At 60.2% G+C, this 18,791-nt stretch carries 13 protein-coding genes; 6 read left to right on the forward strand and 7 right to left on the reverse strand.

Annotated features, from left to right (window positions below):
• Positions 1-123: 123 nt before the first annotated feature.
• Positions 124-579, reverse strand: coding sequence for a DUF1016 N-terminal domain-containing protein (locus J3A64_RS08790; protein WP_210064109.1), 456 nt, complete (start codon positions 577-579; stop codon positions 124-126).
• A gap of 756 nt (positions 580-1,335) precedes the next feature.
• Between J3A64_RS08790 and J3A64_RS08795 the strand changes: the two genes are divergently transcribed.
• Complete coding sequence (locus J3A64_RS08795; RefSeq protein WP_210064110.1) at positions 1,336-2,367, forward strand: DUF4192 domain-containing protein; 1,032 nt, start codon at positions 1,336-1,338, stop codon at positions 2,365-2,367.
• A 641-nt stretch (positions 2,368-3,008) separates the two neighbouring features.
• The gene (locus tag J3A64_RS08800) at positions 3,009-4,211 is read left to right on the forward strand and encodes a hypothetical protein (protein WP_210064111.1); all 1,203 of its coding nucleotides are present in this window, start codon (positions 3,009-3,011) and stop codon (positions 4,209-4,211) included.
• A gap of 539 nt (positions 4,212-4,750) precedes the next feature.
• Here J3A64_RS08800 and J3A64_RS08805 read toward each other — a convergent pair.
• The 3 genes from J3A64_RS08805 to J3A64_RS23950 form a co-directional block, all read right to left on the reverse strand.
• On the reverse strand, positions 4,751-5,698 hold the full coding sequence (locus J3A64_RS08805; protein ID WP_210064112.1) for an alpha/beta hydrolase fold domain-containing protein: 948 nt from the start codon (positions 5,696-5,698) through the stop codon (positions 4,751-4,753).
• Positions 5,699-5,736: 38 nt separating this feature from the next.
• Entirely contained in the window at positions 5,737-6,726 is a 990-nt protein-coding gene (locus J3A64_RS08810; RefSeq protein WP_307807179.1) for an alpha/beta hydrolase fold domain-containing protein, read from the reverse strand.
• A 530-nt stretch (positions 6,727-7,256) separates the two neighbouring features.
• Complete coding sequence (locus J3A64_RS23950; RefSeq protein WP_210064113.1) at positions 7,257-8,255, reverse strand: LacI family DNA-binding transcriptional regulator; 999 nt, start codon at positions 8,253-8,255, stop codon at positions 7,257-7,259.
• Between the two features lie 128 nt (positions 8,256-8,383).
• On the opposite strand from J3A64_RS23950, the gene J3A64_RS08820 reads away from it, so the two are divergent.
• The 4 genes from J3A64_RS08820 to J3A64_RS08835 are packed head-to-tail and all read left to right on the forward strand — an operon-like array spanning position 8,384 to position 15,995.
• A complete protein-coding gene (locus J3A64_RS08820) occupies positions 8,384-9,727 on the forward strand; it encodes an MFS transporter (RefSeq protein WP_210064114.1) in 1,344 nt (447 codons plus the stop codon).
• Between the two features lie 21 nt (positions 9,728-9,748).
• Positions 9,749-12,268 (forward strand): glycoside hydrolase family 78 protein, encoded by a 2,520-nt coding sequence (locus J3A64_RS08825; protein ID WP_210064115.1) that lies wholly within the window; start codon positions 9,749-9,751, stop codon positions 12,266-12,268.
• Complete coding sequence (locus J3A64_RS08830) at positions 12,265-14,553, forward strand: glycoside hydrolase family 3 C-terminal domain-containing protein (protein ID WP_210064116.1); 2,289 nt, start codon at positions 12,265-12,267, stop codon at positions 14,551-14,553. Before J3A64_RS08825 ends, J3A64_RS08830 begins: the two co-directional genes overlap by 4 nt.
• Positions 14,550-15,995 (forward strand): NAD(P)-dependent oxidoreductase, encoded by a 1,446-nt coding sequence (locus tag J3A64_RS08835; RefSeq protein ID WP_210064117.1) that lies wholly within the window; start codon positions 14,550-14,552, stop codon positions 15,993-15,995. Before J3A64_RS08830 ends, J3A64_RS08835 begins: the two co-directional genes overlap by 4 nt.
• Positions 15,996-16,067: 72 nt before the next feature.
• Here the strand turns inward: J3A64_RS08835 and J3A64_RS08840 are convergent, their stop codons facing one another.
• From J3A64_RS08840 to J3A64_RS08850, 3 genes are all read right to left on the reverse strand, one after another.
• On the reverse strand, positions 16,068-16,328 hold the full coding sequence (locus tag J3A64_RS08840) for a hypothetical protein (protein WP_210064118.1): 261 nt from the start codon (positions 16,326-16,328) through the stop codon (positions 16,068-16,070).
• 67 nt (positions 16,329-16,395) lie between these two features.
• The gene (ald, locus tag J3A64_RS08845) at positions 16,396-17,511 is read right to left on the reverse strand and encodes an alanine dehydrogenase (protein WP_210064119.1); all 1,116 of its coding nucleotides are present in this window, start codon (positions 17,509-17,511) and stop codon (positions 16,396-16,398) included.
• A gap of 97 nt (positions 17,512-17,608) precedes the next feature.
• Positions 17,609-18,718 (reverse strand): YeiH family protein, encoded by a 1,110-nt coding sequence (locus J3A64_RS08850; protein ID WP_286176238.1) that lies wholly within the window; start codon positions 18,716-18,718, stop codon positions 17,609-17,611.
• Positions 18,719-18,791: the final 73 nt, after the last annotated feature.

Below are 18,791 nucleotides of genomic sequence, written 5' to 3' on the forward strand. Positions count from 1 at the left end.
AACATTGCCCCTTCGCAAGCTCCCGGCAAACACAAGCCAAGTCATAAAAATCCCCAAGGAGAACATCGGCAAAATGCGGCTCCCGCGACTGCCAATCGACGGCTCCCAATTGCTTCGTCACGTCTAGCTATTCCCATTCAAGTGGGCATCTTGATCGGCCCATTCCAGTGCTGCGACGACGGCTGCCGCGTTCGAGCCTGTGGCGACGGGTTCGAGCTTTTTGTCGACGAGGACCATGATGTGTCCCCAAGGCAATTGTGCAGCAGGCTGCTGCACAATCGTTCCATTGGACCAGATTCCGGCGAATGTCGTCGTGTTTTGGATGTTGCGGGCTGAGAGCCCCTTCATGCCAGGGAACTCTGCGCGGAGGTCATCGGACGGACGCTTGATGACCTGACTCCCCCACCCCTGATTCTGCCGCTGTGCACGGACGGAATTTCCGATGGACCAGTACAGCCCGCTGAGGTGGGTGTTCACGGCGCGCAGGGCCTGTAGGCGGGCCGCCCTGACCCGGGACTTGAGGTCACCGAGAAGGTCGGTGTAACCGTCGGGAAGAGCGAGGTCTCTGGCGTCAGTCATATGTTCGATCTTATCGATGGCAATGGACATCCACGGCCGCGTCCACCACCGTCCGGTTAGCGGCTGGGGCCGCCTTTACATCGTTCAGCTCCCCATGGCTGCGCCGCTGCATGTCGCAATAGAAAGGGACAAGTGTGGCTTTCTGGGTGGAAGTGACTCATGGCTGGCAAACGGGTCCCCGATCCTTCGTTTGTCGTTAGGATTCGGGCGAGAGCCGATCCCCGCCCCTGGCCGCACTATGTAGTGGAACTTGCCCCGTCCTTCGATCCGTGGATCACGCCCAACGGTACGAGTCTCGAACCCGACCAGATCAAGTCGGCGGTCACCGAACCGAGGCAACAACTGCTCCTAAGTGCCACCCGATGAAGCGATCCTCAGGAATGTCGAAACAAAGATGCCGATAACGGCGCATATGTTCGATCCCTTCTCTCCCCCGATTTCAGCCTGACCACAAGGATTTTGGCGTAAGCCACAGCATTGCCTAACACCACACCGGACTCTTTCGCACAATCCGAATACACCGAAGCCACGCCACTCCCTAAGACGCCGGGTGTGCGAGCGGCAGGTGCGACGGAAGGCTCAAGCATCTTCCCATCGTGCGCTTTGGTTCCTCTTGAATCGCTATCCCTTGAAACCGCTAGTTGACGGTCATGGGGCCGGTCCATCAAGTACCCATGGATGACTGACAGTCCCGGGATGCCGGGCCAGTCAACAACAGCAAACAAAAGACACTCGAACCACGAGGAGATCGTAGACATGAACGCGTTATCCATCAGGGACCCAGCAGATCTCCTCAGCTTTATCGGCCATACCCTCGGCTTCTGGCCCCAGGAAAGCCTGGTCTGCATCACCCTGAACCGCAACAACGTCGGAGCAACTCTGCGCATCGACCTCCCCCGTGAACCAGGCCATGAACGCCTCTTCGCCCGCACCGTCGCCAGCTACCTAACCAACGACGCCAACGCCTCCAACATTGTCTTCGCCCTCTACACCTCAGCCACAACAGAGCCTGGGCAACCGAAACCGCACGCCGCAACCATCGCAGCCCTCACCGGGGTCCTCGCAGAAAACAACATCACTATTCGCGACGGTATCTTCGTCGGGAACGACACGTACTCCCCTTACGACAGCGAACCCGGCCAAAACATCACTCTGCCCCTCAGCACCACCGAGTACAGCCACGTGAACGCCGAGTTCATCTACCGCGGCAGCACCATCGCAGCCACCAATCAGATCACTTTGCCGCGACGAAGTCACCAAGGCGACGACGCAATGGCGGTAAATGAACAACTGACAACCATTGGAGCCATGCACCCAGAAGAAGCCCTCGAACACGCCCACCGGCTCTGGACCGATCTACTGGACGCCAAGGAATACCCCGCCGATGAAGACACCCTGACACTGATCGCTTACTTCCAGATCCCCCACATCCGCGACCAACTCATGGCGGACATTCCAGGCATAGACGAACTGCCACAGCACGTCCTCTTCGCACAAACCCGGAGCGCACCAAAATGGTCTCGTTTTGAATGGGCCCAACAGCTACTCCTCCATGCCTACACACGGACTAGCCCTGAGAACGCAGCTCCTATCCTCACGACCATTGGCTACATTAATTGGTGGGAAGGCAGAGGGTCCAAAGCACACCAATTCATGCAGCTCGCCCTCGACACAGACCCCAGCTACCGCTTCGCGAGGCTTAGCGACCAGATGCTCGGGGCAGGCATCATCGCCGGCTGGAACACAAACCGAGTTACCGCTTACAGGACGCAACTGGACATGCCCTAAATCCCAATGGCCCGTAAACCAGGCGGCAAACCGGGCGAGAAATCCTCTGCCTGCAACTTCCGCCGTCAAACTCAGCGTGGCAGATATCCGACATCTGCTTTTTCGTTGACAAGATGTGGCTGAGTTTCCCGGTTCGGTCAGGCTGCCGTGCATCATAGGCATACTGGTTCACATCAAACGTCGTAGGCCCGGACGCGCGCCATCAGATTCCCAGTGTTTGCAGCCCGCCCGTGCCCGGATGGCAGGACGGGGGTTGGTTAAAGGACGACAAAGCCCGGAAAGCAACCGCGGCTGCCCGCTGGCGACCACATTCAGGACGACATCTCCATGCCCGCGAACGCCTCCGGACGAGTCGCATGATCTGCACTCCGGAGCAGAACAACGCCAGCCAGCAGGTCGGAGGCTTGGCTGGCTCAACCGAGGCCCCCAACCGCAACACGAGCAGAAACGTCTAAGGCAGCCAGTACCCACGCCACAGCCCCAATCAGATTGGTCACGCCGCCGGCCAGATCGCCGCCCGGCGCCATCGAGCGGACGTTCCCGCGGTTTGACGGAACGTCCGTTATCGTCGTTCAAAGCTTGTGGCCTCAGATGGAAAGACAAGACTGACTAAGAGACCGCCTACCGCGAGTGAGGCAGCAATGGGCTTTGGCACCATGTACACGACGGTAATTTGCAGCCCCAAGGACTCAATTCTCGAGCCATCGGGCAGCCGGCAGGCCTTCCTGGCAAGCATTCTTCGCCTGGGCGTCATAGAATACACTTCGCCGGTAAGCAGGACAATGCTGTCGCAAATAACAACGTCGGGGGATGAAGCCATGGCCAAAACAAGTCCGCAAGGCGCCGAGGGTGCGGTACCCCCGACGCCAACAATCACGATCTATCAGAACGCTGATCATATAAGCGGAATTCTCCAGCAGCTCTACCGGCAACCCCTCGTCAAGGCGGACACCGTAGAGGGGGTCGGTGCACATGAACAGGCCAACACGGTCAAGGGCGAAGGCAGCGCTGAAGTTAAGGGAAAGGTCGGTTGGTTCGGTTCCGGCGCCGAGGTAGCCGGAAAAATTGCAGCTGCGGCCGACTCAGCGGCGAAACAGACAACGTCGGAGAAACGCACATCGGTGTGGGAGTACACTCAGGCCTACTACTTACACGTCGTCCGGGAGTCTCTTCGCAGCTTCAACCTTCTACGAACGATTACGTCCCTGTCGGATGCCCGGGATCTCAAGGTCGGCGAGTTGGTGGAGTTCACTACGGAGTTCGCGCCGGACCAGATGTCAGTTTTTCTGGATGTCCTCACACCGGAGCTCGTTTCGGCCATCGTTCGGTATCAGGTAAAGCAAAAGGCGCTGGCCGGGTTTGAAGACTGGGGCAATTTCGAGTTGCAGCGGGCTTACTTCGAAAAGACCAGCCAACGAGTCCAAATGCAGACTGAGTTTGCCGAAGCTGTCACCCGAGCTGTAAGGACCGACTTTCGCAGTGACGGCACACAGGAATTCTTTGGGCTGCTCGGTGCAGGTGAGGCATCGATAACGGCAATAACGATGTGTGACAGGTCGTACTTCACAGTTGAAGACACTGATCGGATTCTTGATGGCCGGTTCACCGTACTTGGAAAAGTCGCTGCGGTGATAGAAAACGATCGTCCTACCCTGGAGCGCAACAAGATCCTCAGCGCGATTCCGCCCGAGAGCATCGATATGGTCGTCGGGAAGGTGAAGGAACAGCTTGAGGCTGGTATCCAAAAGGCAGAGGTAGAGAACCAGATCGCTTTTGACCCCAACCTTTCGGCTCGCGTCGAGGGGCCATCCTTCAAGGTCATACCCATTGCCATATATGTGTAAGAAGACGTGTGTAAGAAGACGTGCGCGGGCGGTGATGCCAAATAGATAGTGCTTTCCCAGATCCGCTACGTTGGCCATCCGTGGAGGCCGGGATGGGTCATTGGTGGGCGCAGCAGGGAATGGTGAAAGCTTGAGGTCTACATAGGGTTCATTATCGGCGTTCGAGAATGGCTAGGGGACCACTTGCAGAAGAGGCTGTTTCCGGCCCGCCGCTGAGGTCTCTTCCCAGTCTGAGCATCGACAGGATGGACGAGTTTGCCGGCGCGGCCATGATTTCTTCGTTCCCAGGAGAATTACCGGAAGTTTCCAGCAGGCCGCCGGTCCCATCGATAAGCCGGGCTGGCGGATCGTCTTATTCATGAGCCGGCGGCTAACCAGCTTGTGCCGGTGAAGCCAGCTGTCAGCAAAGCCGTGTTCGTAAACGCTTCGCCTGAGCCCACCGCGAGCAACCGATCCAGGGAGCAGACTTTCTTGGCCTGTCGCTGTCTCCTTGCCACCCCTGTTCTAGAAGCCGCTGCGGGACTTCCGGAAATTCGTCGTCAGGCGTTGAGCCTGCCGACACGAGTTTTGAAACGAGACAGGGAACGGCGCCCTTCAGGTACTGGCATCATGACGTGCACGTGCATCATGTCATGATCCTCGATATACGTAACCGGCACTCCTGCAGCCATCAGCTTGTCGCGAAGGCACCTATTCTGGTGCACGAGGAGATCATCGTCGCCGACGATAACCCAAGTCGGAGGCAGTCCTTCCAACCGTCCAAAAATTGGGCTCGCTCGCGGGTCGTTCAGCGGTAGCGGGCCGGCATAGGCTCTCGCCGCTTCAACTAGGCGTCCGTAGTCGAGGAGCGGATCATCGTCGGTTGCCTCCGCAGGAATGGTCATGGTGAGGTCGACCCACGGTGCGAAGAGACCGAGCAAGCCGGGTGCAGGATCGCCAGCTGCCAAAGCAGCCTGAGTCAGGGCCAAGGCCAGTCCGCCGCCGGCGGAGTCTCCGCTGACAGTGACTGAGCCGGCCGGCCATTCTTCAACCAAGGAACGGTAGACGTTTGCCGCAATCTGGACTGTTGCTTGTGCCGTTTGCCGCGGCGCCAAACGATATGCCGGGATCCATACTTCGGCATCTGTATCCCGGACGAATTGAGCGCTTAGTGCCCAGGTCCCAGTGGAGAGATCTTCGATATAACCTCCGCCGTGAAGGAAAAGCACAGCACGTCTGGCCTGCTTTCGCCGGGACCGAAGCCGAAAGACGACGGTCTCGGCTATCAGCAAGCGCTCGATGCTGATGCCATGTAGGAGGTATCTAGGAGGGTTTGGATCAGGACGGCCGTCTACTTCCTGGGCACCCATTGCCGCTACCGTCGCAGCAATGGGGCTGGTGTTCTTGTTCCGCCGAAGGACTGCCTTCAAAAGTCGTCCCCGCAACGACGTACGCGATTGCAGGGTCTGAGCCACGGTATCTGCGCCGCTAGTGTTTTGTGACGGCATGCAAATCTCCCGCCTTCCGGGCTCGTCGTGCGCGGGTGTCATTGAGCCATTTTCCTTCGTCGAGCAATTCCCCTGCTAATAGGGAGTGCTTGTGTAGTTGGTGCTCCGGGTGAGCCGTCCAGCCAGCGGAGCATAGCGGCCAAACCGGCGTCAAAATGTTTCGTTCCGGGACGGTCCAGAAACCCGTGGGTGGCATTGTCGATCGCTTCATAGTCGACGGGGACTCCGGCGCGTGTCAGGTCCCGAGCGAACTCGGTACCTGACGCACGGAGGGAATCGCGATCGGCGTCCACGAGCAATGTTGGAGGCAGCCCGGTCAGGTCGTGCCCGCCCGGGAATGCGAACGAGTTACTCATCTCATGCAAGGAACCGGCGTAGTTGCGGTTCATTCTTTCCACCGTCTGTGGCCGGAATTGCACAATTCCGTGGCGTCCACGGATCCTGGCGCGTAGTTCACACGATATCGGCGGGAGAGCCGCGTGGAAAGTGCCGTATGCCAACACGAGCCGGACAAGCGTCTGACAACCCTCGCGATGCATACGGAGGGCGGCAGCTGCTGCCAGGCAGGCCCCCGCGCTGGCACCGCCTAGACTGACTCGCCCATCGGGCGTCTGCTTGCGGACGTGTTCGAACGCGTCAATCACGTCATCGAGGGGCTCTGGGAAGCGAATTCCATCAAGTAGTCCGGGCCTCGGTTTTCGAAGCCAGCTCCACGGTGGCACGCAACGAGAGTTCACGGTGACAACGGGCCGACCTCCAGCAGCAATTACCAGCGCAGGTGCGTGCGACTCCAGCTGGTCCAGGTCGCCGTGTGAAAACGCTCCTCCGTGCAGCCACACCAGCGGCTCCACACCAGGCATGGGCGTTGTCGGCAGGTATCTACGCACCGGGATAGCTCCGTGGCGGCCGACAATGTTCTCCTCAAAGATTTTAGTCTTGCCAGCGCTCACCATCGAAGGACCAGTGAAGTACCCTTCATCCCGTCGATGCCCGTATGCGGCGTCCGGGCACGATCCTGCAGCCACCATCGGCCTCCTTTGTCAGTAGCTTTTCCTCGGGTGGTACCCAGGAATTCGGGGTCCGTCGCCTAGCTTTCGATTTGGAGTGAGTGCCGGCGGTGGTAGACGTGCGCACGCGGACAGCTTGTGGACACAACGTCCAAATACTACTTCTGACCGCTTCCGCTAGTACGATCTAGTTGCGGTGAGCACGAGGCTAGCAAAGTCGAAACCCGTTAAGCAATAGAAAAACGAATCGATTCAACCATCGCTACCAGAGACTACGTCCCCGGGTGGATGCAAATACCGAGGTTGAAGTTGATCGACAGAACCGCGAAATAGGCCCGGGGAAGGAAACCGTTCAGCCTTCACATCCCACGCCGCAGGACTGCCGTCTTCTGTTACCCTTGGCATCGAGAAGCGGACCCCATTCACCGCACGTCCACCAAGACCGGACGCGCCAGCCGGCCAGCTATGGCCATCTCAGGCACCCAGCCCCCTCAGCCGGCAGAACAGAGCGGGCTGAGGAGGGATTGGGCCACGCCGATTTCAAGGGCCACCTAATGCATTCTTGGGGGGGCGGTGGACTCCCGCCTTATGATGCTTGTCGTGCCCGTAGGGGCGTCCGGAAGATCGTGCCCTTCAGCGTGGTGCAAGACGATGCCAGCGGTATACATGCCCAGGCTTTCCATATCGACGCTAACGCTGGACATTGACGGAAGGTAGCGTGCGGCCAGCGGCGAGTCATCGTGGCCGACGACGGACAGGTCTTTCGGAACGCCCAGGCCCTGCCGGGAGGCTGCTGAGATGACGTCCGCGGCGGTTTCGTCGTTATAGGCCACGATCCCGGTTATACCGGCTTCCTCCCAGGAGGCAACCGCGGCCCCTGCAGATTCATCGCGATAGTCGACCTGCTGAACGACGGGCGAGGGTAAGCCAGCCTCATCGCAGACCTGCTGAACGAGGCGGAGCCGGGCGGCGACGAACTCTTCGAGCCGCGGATCGCTGGGGCGGGCGAAACCCAATCGAGTATGACCCAGTTTCAGGAGGTGCTGGGCCTGAAGCCTTGGGCCCGATATGAAGTCCATGGACGGCTGCGCGGACGCCTTCTCGGGAATGATATGGCGGATGCCCACGGACTTCATGTCTGTCAGGTCCTCGTCTGAAAACTCCCCGTAGCCGACGACAACAGCTGGCTCGAGAATGGCCCAAAGCGGTATGGCTGTGCTGTCGGCAAGTGGCGTATAGGTGACCAGCGTGTATCCATGGTTGGCCAACTCATGGGTGAGGACTTCCAGGTTAGTCCGCAGGCTGTGCTCCAGAGGCCAGTCCGGCAGAACCAGCAGTACGATCTTGTTCCGCCCGCTTCGAAGCGCCCGCGCTGCGTGATGCGGCCTATAGTTCAACTTCTGGGAGGCCGCCAGAACGCGCTTCCGGGTCGCCTCCGAGATGGTCTGACCCCTTGTCCGATTCATCACAAAGCCGACCGTCGCCGGCGAAACGCCCGCCTCCCGGGCCACGTCGGCTGCCGTCACCCGCCGCCCCACTGCAGTTACCACGCCACACTCCTTGAATCGTTACAAATACTTCTTGCCATCCGCATTGACGGCTTGCTACGATCTTACCCAACCAACTAGCACGTACTAGTGATGTGCTTCACGAAATAGGTTTAGACAATGGAGTCCCCATGAGTTCTCGCGACATCGAGTCGAAAAATACCGTTCCGCCTGCCGCATTTCCTCTTGCCTCTTCCCTAACAGACGTAGCCGACGAGCGCCCTGAAACCACGAAGCAGGAACTGCCGAAGGTTAACGCCCGGTACATCTGGTTTATGGTGCTGGCGCAATTTGGCGTCTTCGTAGCCTTCATCACGCCATTAGCCATCTCACTGTCGATACGGGTTCAGGCATTGGCCCCGGGCCATGAAGAGTACCTGGGCTACATCACCGGCGCAGGCGCCTTCACAGTGATGCTTGTCGGGCCCATCGCCGGTGTCTTAAGCGACCGCACCCGGACCAAGATAGGGCGCCGCCGTCCGTGGATGATCGGCGGCACCATTCTTGGCGTGCTGTCGCTCTTTGTCATGGCGCTTTCTCCTAACATCTTCATCCTTGGGCTTGGATGGATCCTCGCCCAGATGGGGTGGGGGCAAGTGCTGGGCAACCTTCAGATTTCAACAGCTGATCGCCTACCCGAGTCCCAGCGCGGAAAAGTTGCTGGTCTAACTGGTTTTGCTACTCAGGTCGCGCCGGTCTTCGGTGTCGTTATCGCGGGGAGTTTCTCCCAGCAGAACTTGCTTCTCTTCCTCGTCCCTGGCCTGGTTGGCGTTGTACTGGTTGCACTGTTCGTCCTGCTGGTTCATGAAGACGACAGCCGGTCACGGCAGTTTGCAGAAAAGCTGAGCCTAAAGGCCGTTGGCAAGAAGTACCTTTACAACCCGAAACAGTACCCTGACTACTCTTGGAACTGGGCCGGCCGCTTCCTCTTCTACTTCGGACTCACCCTGAACACAACATTCACCGCGTTCTTCTTCGCTTCCAAGCTCGGGGTTGGAGTTGCTGACGTGGCGCCGTTGATCGCTACCATCGGCGGAGCGGGCATCCTCGCGACAACGGTCGGCGCACTCGGTGGTGGGTTCCTCTCCGACCGTCTTCGCCGCCGCCGTGTGTTCGTGCTCGGTTCAGCTATGGTCTTTGCCGCCGGAGCAGTTCTGATGGCTTTTGCGCCTGATATGCCGCTGCTGATCGCAGGGTCACTTCTGACTTCGGTTGGAATCGGCGGGTTCGCCGCAGTTGACCAGGCTCTTCTCCTTGATGTTTTGCCCGAACGGGACACCGATGCCGGCAGGTTCATGAGCATCACCGGTTTCGCCACCTCAGTCCCCCAGGCTTTCGCGCCTTTCATTGCACCGCTGATCTTGGTCATAGGTGCCACCGAAAACTCTAAGAACTACGAACTCCTCTACCTGATTGCAGGAGCTGTGACCATTCTCGGTGGGCTCTCCGTGCTCCGCATCAAGTCCGTCCGCTAAGACCTCCAGAAAAGACTCCTCATGACTCCCTCCCTTCCGTGGACTGCCCGGTTCATTGCCCCTGCCACTGTCGCTGAAACGACCACGAATCCACAGCCAGCGCCCCTGTTCCGGCGGGACTTCACCGCCACACCCGTAACCCGTGCCACCCTTCACGTGACCGCACTCGGCTTCGTCGAGCCCTATCTCAACGGACACCGTGTGGGTGATGAAGCCCTCGCCCCTGGCTGGACCACGTACCGTCACCGCCTGAACTACAGCACCTACGACGTCACTGATCTAATCAACGACGGTGCCAATACATTGGGCGCAATGGTCGGGGAAGGCTGGGCGCGCGGCCGGCTCGGATGGGAGGGAGCCGGCCCCTCGAAGAACATTTTCGCAGACCGTCCCGGGCTGTTCATGCAGCTCGAACTGGACTACGGGGACGACGCTGAAACCATCGCCACCGACGAGGAGTTCCTGACCGCTGCCGGTCCAGTCCTGTTCGACAGCATCTACGACGGCGAACACTACGATGCACGGCGGGAACACCAAGGTTGGTCCAGCCCGGGCTTCGACGCCTCCAAGTGGTCGAAGGTGGAAGTTCTCGACTGGGACTTGAATACCCTGGAGGCGCCAACAAAGGAACCGGTCCGGCGGATCGAGGAGCTCGCCGCCCAGCGGCTGATTACTACCCCCCTAGGGAAGACCATTGCCGACTTCGGCCAAAATCTGGTCGGCTGGGTGCGGCTCACCGTGCAAGGCGAGGCTGGAACCACCATCACGCTGCGTCACGCGGAGGTCCTGGAGGACGGTGAACTCGGCATCCGCGCGCTGCGCACAGCCAAGGCCACGGACCAGTACACGCTCCGGGGAGGTGGGCCGGAAACCTGGGAACCACGTTTTACCTTCCACGGCTTCCGCTATGCCGAAATCGAGGGCTACCCCGGAGAGCTGACCAAGGACAAACTCACCGCTGTCGTCATTCACACCGACATGACGCGCACCGGCTGGTTCGAATCTTCTAATCCCCTGCTGAACCAGCTCCACAGCAACACCGTATGGTCGATGAGAGGCAACTTCGTCAGCCTTCCCACCGACTGCCCCCAACGCGACGAGCGCCTCGGATGGACCGGCGACATCAACGTCTTTTCCCCCACTGCGGCGTACCTGTATGACGTGCGAGGGGTCTTGGGATCCTGGCTGCGCGACCTCGCGCTGGAGCAGAAGCACAAAGGCTACGTGCCCATGGTCGTGCCCGACTTCCAGACCCATGCCGCGCCCATGACCACCGCCGTATGGTCCGATGCCGCGGTCCTTGTGCCTTGGACCCTCTATCAGGCCTACGGAGACACACAGATCCTCGCGGACGCTTACGCCTCCATGTCAAGCTTCACCGACCAGGTCGAAGGACTTCTGAACCCCGACGGCCTGTGGGATGCGGGGTTCCAGTTCGGGGACTGGCTCGACCCAGACGCCCCGCCGGAGAACCCCGGACAGGGCAAGACCGAACCACACCTCGTGGCCGCAGCGTACTTCTGCCAGGTCACCAAGGTCATGGCACAAACCGCCGCCATCCTCGGGCACCGGCATGACGAAACAAGGTTCACCCGGCTGGCCAAGAAGGTTAAGCAGGCATTCCTGGACGAGTATGTTGCCCCTTCGGGCCGGCTCGTCAACGGGTCCGCTACCGCCTACGCCCTGGCCATTACATTCGACATTCTCAACGCTGCCCAGAAGGAACGCGCCGGGGAGGTGCTGGCCAACCTGGTCGCCAAGTCCAAGCACACCATTTCCACCGGCTTCGTGGGCACTCCGGTCCTGTGCGACGCCCTGACGCAGACAGGGCATCTGGACGACGCCTACAAACTTCTACTGAACACTGAATGCCCATCCTTCCTGTACCCGGTGACAATGGACGCCACCACTATTTGGGAACGCTGGGATTCGATGCGCCCTGACGGCACCATCAACCCCGGCGGGATGACTTCCTTCAATCACTACGCCCTCGGCGCGGTTGCTGACTGGATGCACCGCACCGTCGCCGGCCTGGCGCCAGCCGAACCCGGCTACAAGCGCATCCGTATCGCCCCCCAACCGGGCGGGGACCTCACCAACGCTGCCGCACGGCACCTCACTCCTTACGGCCTGGCTGCCACTTCATGGCAGCTATTCGAGGACGGGGCCATTACCTTGGACGTCACCATCCCCGACGGAACCACGGCTGAGGTCATCCTCCCCCTTCACCCGGAAGGTCAGATAGCCGAAATTGGTCCGGGGACTCACAGCTGGAGCTACCAGCTTCCCCAGGGTTACAACGACCGCGCAGCCTACAGCCTGGACACCACCTTCGGGGTCCTCGCTGAAGACGCTGACGCATGGGGAAGCTTCGCTGAAACCTTTGCCTCCTTCTTCCCCGGAGTCCCGCTGGATGCTAACAATCCCGAGGCCAAAAACATCAGCATTAGGGACATGCTGAGCATGATCCCCATGAGCCCGGCCGGGTTCACCGAGGCCATAGAAAAAGTTCTTGACGACGCAAACGAGGTATCCGCATGACTGCCCCTGCCACCAGCACTGATCAAATCCGAGACGACGCCGCGAAAGTGGTTACGGTCCTCGAACTGGAGGAAAAGGCGGCGCTTCTGTCCGGCCGGGACTTCTGGTCAACAGCTGAAGTACCCGGAGTACCCTCGATGGTCCTCGCCGACGGCCCACACGGCGTCCGCCGCCAGAAGGGCGACGCCGACAACCTGGGCCTCCACGGCAGCCTGCCCGCGACCTGCTTCCCGCCGGGAACTGCCCTGGGCTCGAGCTGGGACCCGGAACTCGCCGAAGAAATCGGCCAGGCACTGGGCCGTGAAGCACGTGCCCTCGGGGTGAACGTCCTCCTGGGTCCGGCTATCAACATCAAGCGTTCCCCATTGTGTGGGCGGAACTTTGAATACTTCTCCGAGGATCCCCTCGTCAGCGGTGTACTCGGCGCCGCCTGGGTCCGCGGCGTCCAGAGCCAAGGCATCGGAACGTCCGTCAAACACTTTGCCGCCAACAACCAGGAAACCGACCGCATGCGCGTCAGTTCAGACGTCGACGAACGAACCCTTCGGGAAATCTACTTCCCAGCCTTCGAACGCGTCGTCCGCGACAGCAACCCGACCACCGTCATGTGCTCCTACAACCGCGTCAACGGCACATACGCGTCGGAAAACACGTGGCTCCTGACCGATGTGCTGCGCAACGAATGGGGCTTCAACGGCGCGGTCGTCTCCGACTGGGGAGCCGTCAGCAATAGAATTGCGGCCCTCAAGGCCGGCCTGGACCTCGAGATGCCCGGCGGCGATGGAGCCACCACTGCCGAGATCATCACTGCGGTCACCGACGGCCACCTCGATCCCGCAGTCGTGGACGCCAGCGCCGCCAGGATCGCACGGCTGCAGCACCTCACAGCTCTGGAAGGTGGCGGCACGGCTGGCTTCGACGCCGACGCACACCACGCCTTGGCCCGGCGTGCGGCTGCAGGCTCCATCGTCTTGCTCCGCAACGACAACAGTACCCTTCCCCTTCAGAAAGGCGCCACCGTAGCAGTTCTTGGCGAATTCGCCGAAAAACCGCGCTACCAGGGCGGCGGCAGCTCCCACGTCAATGCCACCCACGTCGACATCCCCCTGGAAGAGCTCCGCACCGCCTTGGGCCAGGATCTTGTGAACTACGCTCCCGGTTACGGTGAAACCGGCACCGAGGCGACCGCCCTCCTGCGGGAGGAAGCCGTGGACCTCGCGCGCCGCGCCGACGTCAGCATAGTGTTCGTCGGCCTGGAGGAAAAGGAAGAATCCGAAGGATTCGACCGCACCAACTTGGACCTGCCGGCGGATCACGTGGCCCTCATTCAGGCCGTCGCCCCTGTCAGCAACCGGACAGTTGTTGTCCTGTCCAACGGCGGGATCGTCACCCTCGAACCCTGGCACGACAGCGTCGACGCCATTGTTGAGGGCTGGGCTCTGGGGCAGGCCGGTGGTGGCGCACTTGCCGACGTCCTTACCGGGCGGGTCAACCCCTCCGGCAAGCTTGCCGAGACCATTCCGTTCCGGCTCAACGACACTGCCTCCTTCATCAACTTCCCCGGCGAAGCCGGGCATGTCCGCTACGGTGAAGGCGTCCTTGTCGGCTACAGATACCACGAAACAGCCGATGTGCCCGCCCGGTACCCGTTCGGACATGGTCTTAGCTACACGACATTCACATACTCCGGCCTTGACGTTGCCGCTATTGGCGCCGACACGGCAACGGTCCACGTAACGGTGACAAACGCCGGAAACTGCGCCGGGGCCGACGTTGTCCAGATCTATGTTGCGGCGCCACAGGGCCCCGTCCGTACTCCGGTGCGTGAACTACGGGCATTCCGAAAGGTTACCCTCCAACCCGGCGAGGCCCGGACCCTTACCTTTGAACTGAACCGCCGATCCTTCGCCTTCTACGACATCAACAGCAAGCGCTGGGCCGTCACACAGGGCGAGTACGGGATCGAAGTGGGTTACAGCGCAAACGACATCGCCGCGAGTTCCACGATCCACCTCCACGGGGACTCCAGCCGCCCGACTCCACTCGCCCTCACCTCCACAGTGGGAGAATGGTTCACCCACCCCGTGGTCGGCCCCCTCCTCACCCAGGGAATGTCAGCATCAATGACAGAAGAAGAGCGAGCCGCCGCCGAAGAAATGCGGGACGGCATGAAGATGGTCTATTCCATGCCAATGAATCAATTCGTCAAGTTTCCCGGCGTCCCCATCACCAACGAGGCCCTAGAGCAACTGATCATGGTGAGCACGGGAGAGCGTGCTGCATGAAATCGCGCAAAAAGAAGATTTTCCTCACGGGCGCCACGGGACATTGGGGACAGTACATCCTTCGCGAATTCGCCCGCCGCGCTGACCGCTTCGACGTCCTCGCACTTGTCCTTCCCACGCCGAAGGACACCGGCGTAATCCGCAAGTTCGAGGACATGGAAAACCTCAACGTCGTCTACGGCGACGTGACGGACTACTCCACCGTGCTTTCTTGCGTCGCCGACGCAGACTATGTCCTGCACACAGGAGCCGTTGTCTCGCCATACGCCGACGACCACCCTGAACTGGCGCACGCTGTCAACGTCGGCGGAGCCAGGAACGTCATCAGGGCCGTCAAGAGCCAGCCGGATCCCGACGCTGTCCGGTTGGTCACGATAGGAACAGTCGCCCAGAGCGGCGACAGAAACCCGCCCAACCATTGGGGACGGATCGGAGACCCCTTAAGGGTTTCGCACTACGACGAGTACGGTCAAAGCAAAGTCATCGCTGAACGGGAACTGATCGACTCCGGGCTAAAGAACTTCGTGTCGCTTCGCCAGACCGGCATATTCCACCCAGGCATGCTCGAAATCCGTGACCCGATTATGACCCACTCCCCCTTTGCGGGGGTGCTGGAATGGGTCTCGGTGGAGGACGCCTCGCGGCTGCTCGCCAATATCTGCGAAGAAGGCGTACCCGAGGATTTCTGGGGGAACATCTACAACATCGGCGGAGGAGAATCCTGGCGCCTTACCAATTGGGAACTCCAAACCAGCATCGGTGCGGCCATGGGCGTCAAAGACATCCGCAAATGGTATGACCGCAACTGGTTCGCCACCGGAAATTTCCACGGGTTCTGGTTCACCGACTCAGACGTGCTGGAATCTCTCGTCCCCTTCCGTCAGGACACCTTCGGCGATGCGATGAACCGCGCCATCGCCGCGGCACCCGCTGGGGTGAGGCTCGCAGGCAAAATCCCCGCGCCCCTGATCAAGCATCTGGTCATGAAGCCGCTGACGGTGAAGCCCCGCGGAACGATGGCCATGATTGCAAACAACGACACCGCCAAGATCAATGCCTACTTCGGTTCCCGGCAAGAATGGGAGAACATCGGCGACTGGTCCACTTTCTGGCCGCCCCGAGCCAGCAGGGAACCCCAGTTCCTTGACCACGGCTACGATGAAGCAAAGGACTCCGCGGCCTGGACAGTCGCGGACATCAAGGGCGCAGCGGACTTTCGTGGCGGGTGCCTGGTCTCCACCTCCATGACCACGGGAGACATAGCAACGCCCCTCGCTTGGGAGTGCGCCGCAGGGCACTCCTTCCAGGGCAGCCCGCGCCTCATCCTCACAGCAGGGCACTGGTGCCCGGAATGCATCCAGAACCCGGCCGACTACCCAAACCAGGCGACGGCGAATAAGTTCCTAGCGCAGTTGGAGCCTAAAGTCCCACTCAGAGTCTGAGAAACCGTGCTGCAGGCGGCATCCCACCAAGCGCGCCAGATACTGAAGTTCCCATGTCCCCGCCGTAGCGACTCAGTCGTTATTCCATGAGCTCTCGATCCAGTCGAGGTCCTTTGCGCTTCCGTGTTCCCATCGATAGGCGATCCATACTTCAAAGCCAGCGGACCTCTCGAACAGCTGCCGGTGTGCCGTTCCTTCCGAGTTCAGCCACAGCACACCGTCGTCCTGCGTTACGGCGTCCACGGTGCCGTGACGCACTATCTGGCCTTGGCGCCGAATCACTACATGTTGACCAACGAGGGGAAACCACTCGGCCTGCAGATGAAATGCCATTCTGGTGCTCCTAATTCCAAGCCCGGTTCCTTGCCCTGGCTAGCAAAGCAAGGAACCTCGAGTACCGTTACGCGGGAACTAGGTCCTGCCATGTTGCGAGTTCCATCCCATGGGCGTCACTTACCGACTTGTTGCATACCTTCCCTGCCGCAATGTTGAGGCCCGCGGCAAGGGAAGGGTTCTTTTGCAAAGCCGCTCGGACGCCATGGTTCGCCAATGCGAGAGCATAAGGAAGGGTGACATTGGTTAGTGCATAGGTAGATGTGTTCGGGACAGCCCCAGGCATGTTGGCTACGCAATAGAAAACGCAGTTATGCACGGAGAATGTTGGTGATTCGTGCGTTGTTGGCCGGCTGTCTTCGAAGCAACCCCCTTGGTCGACTGCGATGTCGACGAGGACGCTGCCGGGCTTCATTCGGGAGACCAAGTCGTTGCTGACAAGTTTAGGAGCCTTGGCCCCCGGAACGAGGACCGATCCGATGACCAGGTCGGATTCAACGACGGCGCGTTCTATTTCGTAGCTGTTGGAGGCCACTGTCTGAAGTCGGCCGCCGTATAGAGCGTCCAATTCGCGCAGACGGGCGACATTGATGTCGAGGATGGTTACATGAGCTCCCAACCCAATGGCCATTGCGGCGGCGTTTGTACCGGCGACCCCGGCTCCGAGGACGGTTACTTTGGCCGGCCGAACCCCCGGCACACCACCGAGCAAGGAACCTTTGCCGCCTGCCGGTGCCATGAGGGAGTTGGCGCCGACCTGAACGGCAAGCCTTCCAGCGACTTCGCTCATGGGGGCAAGGAGCGGCAGGAAGCGTCCTTCTTGGACCGTTTCATAGGCAATGGCGGTGACACCGGAAGACAGAAGGGCTTCAGTGAGGGCCGGCTCAGCGGCAAGGTGCAAGTAGGTGAACAGCGTTAGCCCTTGCCGGAAATGACGGTATTCGGAAGCAACTGGCTCCTTGACTTTCAGCACCATGCTTGCTCGAAGCCACAGGGCGTCGACGTCAGTGACGATCTCGGCGCCAGCGAGGAGGTACTCCTGGTCGGTGATTCCGGATCCTTCACCGGCACCTGCTTGAACGAGGACTTCGTGACCGTTTGCTGTGAGCTCATGTACTCCAGCTGCCGTTACAGCTACACGGAACTCGTTATTCTTGACTTCTTTGGGGATTGAGATGATCATTCTGTTGCTTTCTGTATAAGAGGATTTGGGTTGACTCGTAGGCGAATCTGGGCCGGCGGCCATAACTTATGGCTGTTTCGGTGACTCGCATTGCGGCTTAGGTAATGATGAGGGCCCCTGCTAAGCCCAAGGCGCAGACAATGGCCGTAGACCCTCCTGCCAGCGCGAGTGTCCGACCACTGCGTTTCAGCAGCGTTTTCAACCGGACACTTGTACCCAGCGCGAACATGGCTGTCGCAAGCAGGAAGCTTTGGATGGTTGTTGCTGCAGCTAGTACGTCCGTGGACACAGGCAGGGTGCTCCTGAGCAGGACCATGACCATGAACCCGATCATGAACAGGGGAACTATCGGTGGACGCTTCTTCCCGGCTACGGCTCCGGACCGACGCTGACGCCAGGACAGAATCGCGACAGTCGGGGCCAGCATGAGGACACGGGCGAGTTTGACTGTGACTGCTGTAGCCAGCGCTGTACCGCCGATGATTCCTCCCGCAGCGACCACTTGGGCCACCTCATGAATGGAAGCACCAGCCCATACTGCGGCGGCATCGCTGGGGAGGCCCAGGAGTCCGGCAAGCAGGGGAATGCTTGGAATCATGAGGGTGCCGAACAAGACTACGAGTGCCACAGCAGTGACTGTTTCTTCCTCATCCGCGTCCACAACCCCTTGGACTCCGGCGACGGCGGCAGCGCCGCAGATAGAGAATCCGCAGGCGACCAAAAGGCTCTGCCGTGTGGGAACCTTGAGGATTCGGCCAAGGCCCAAAGTGCCGAAGATGCCTCCGGCGACCACCACAGCGGCCAGGATCGGGATTCCCCAACCTAGTGCGGCGAGGTCTTGAAGGGACAGCTGTAGGCCCAGGACGACGATGCCGAGTCTCAACGGCACCCTGCTGGCAACTGTGAGTCCTGCGGTGAGGCGCTCGGGAAGTAGGCCGAGATTGCGGGCCGCCAATCCCATCGCGATTGCGACGAGAAGCGGACTAAGCCCCCGCACTAATAGTGTGATTCCGATTGCTACAACCGCACCACCGACGGCCACGCCGAGACCAGGGGCAAGCAGCGTCAAAGTGCGACGTGGGTCGGTTTTTACGGGCCGGTTCGCCGCTGCTGTCTTGTCATCAAGAGCTTCCATGATTCCATGCTCACGCAGTACGAACTCGGCCAGTAGAGGCCAGTCCTCTATGTAAGCATGCGTTTCCGGCATTACTTTGCCCTGATCGAAACTGCTGAAGGGCCCCCAAGCGCTGTGGCTCAGAGGCCCCTCGCGTTAGGGCAGG

Origin of the sequence: Pseudarthrobacter sp. PvP004 (assembly GCF_017876035.1) — a bacterium.
Taxonomy (GTDB): Bacteria; Actinomycetota; Actinomycetes; order Actinomycetales; family Micrococcaceae; genus Arthrobacter; species Arthrobacter aurescens_A.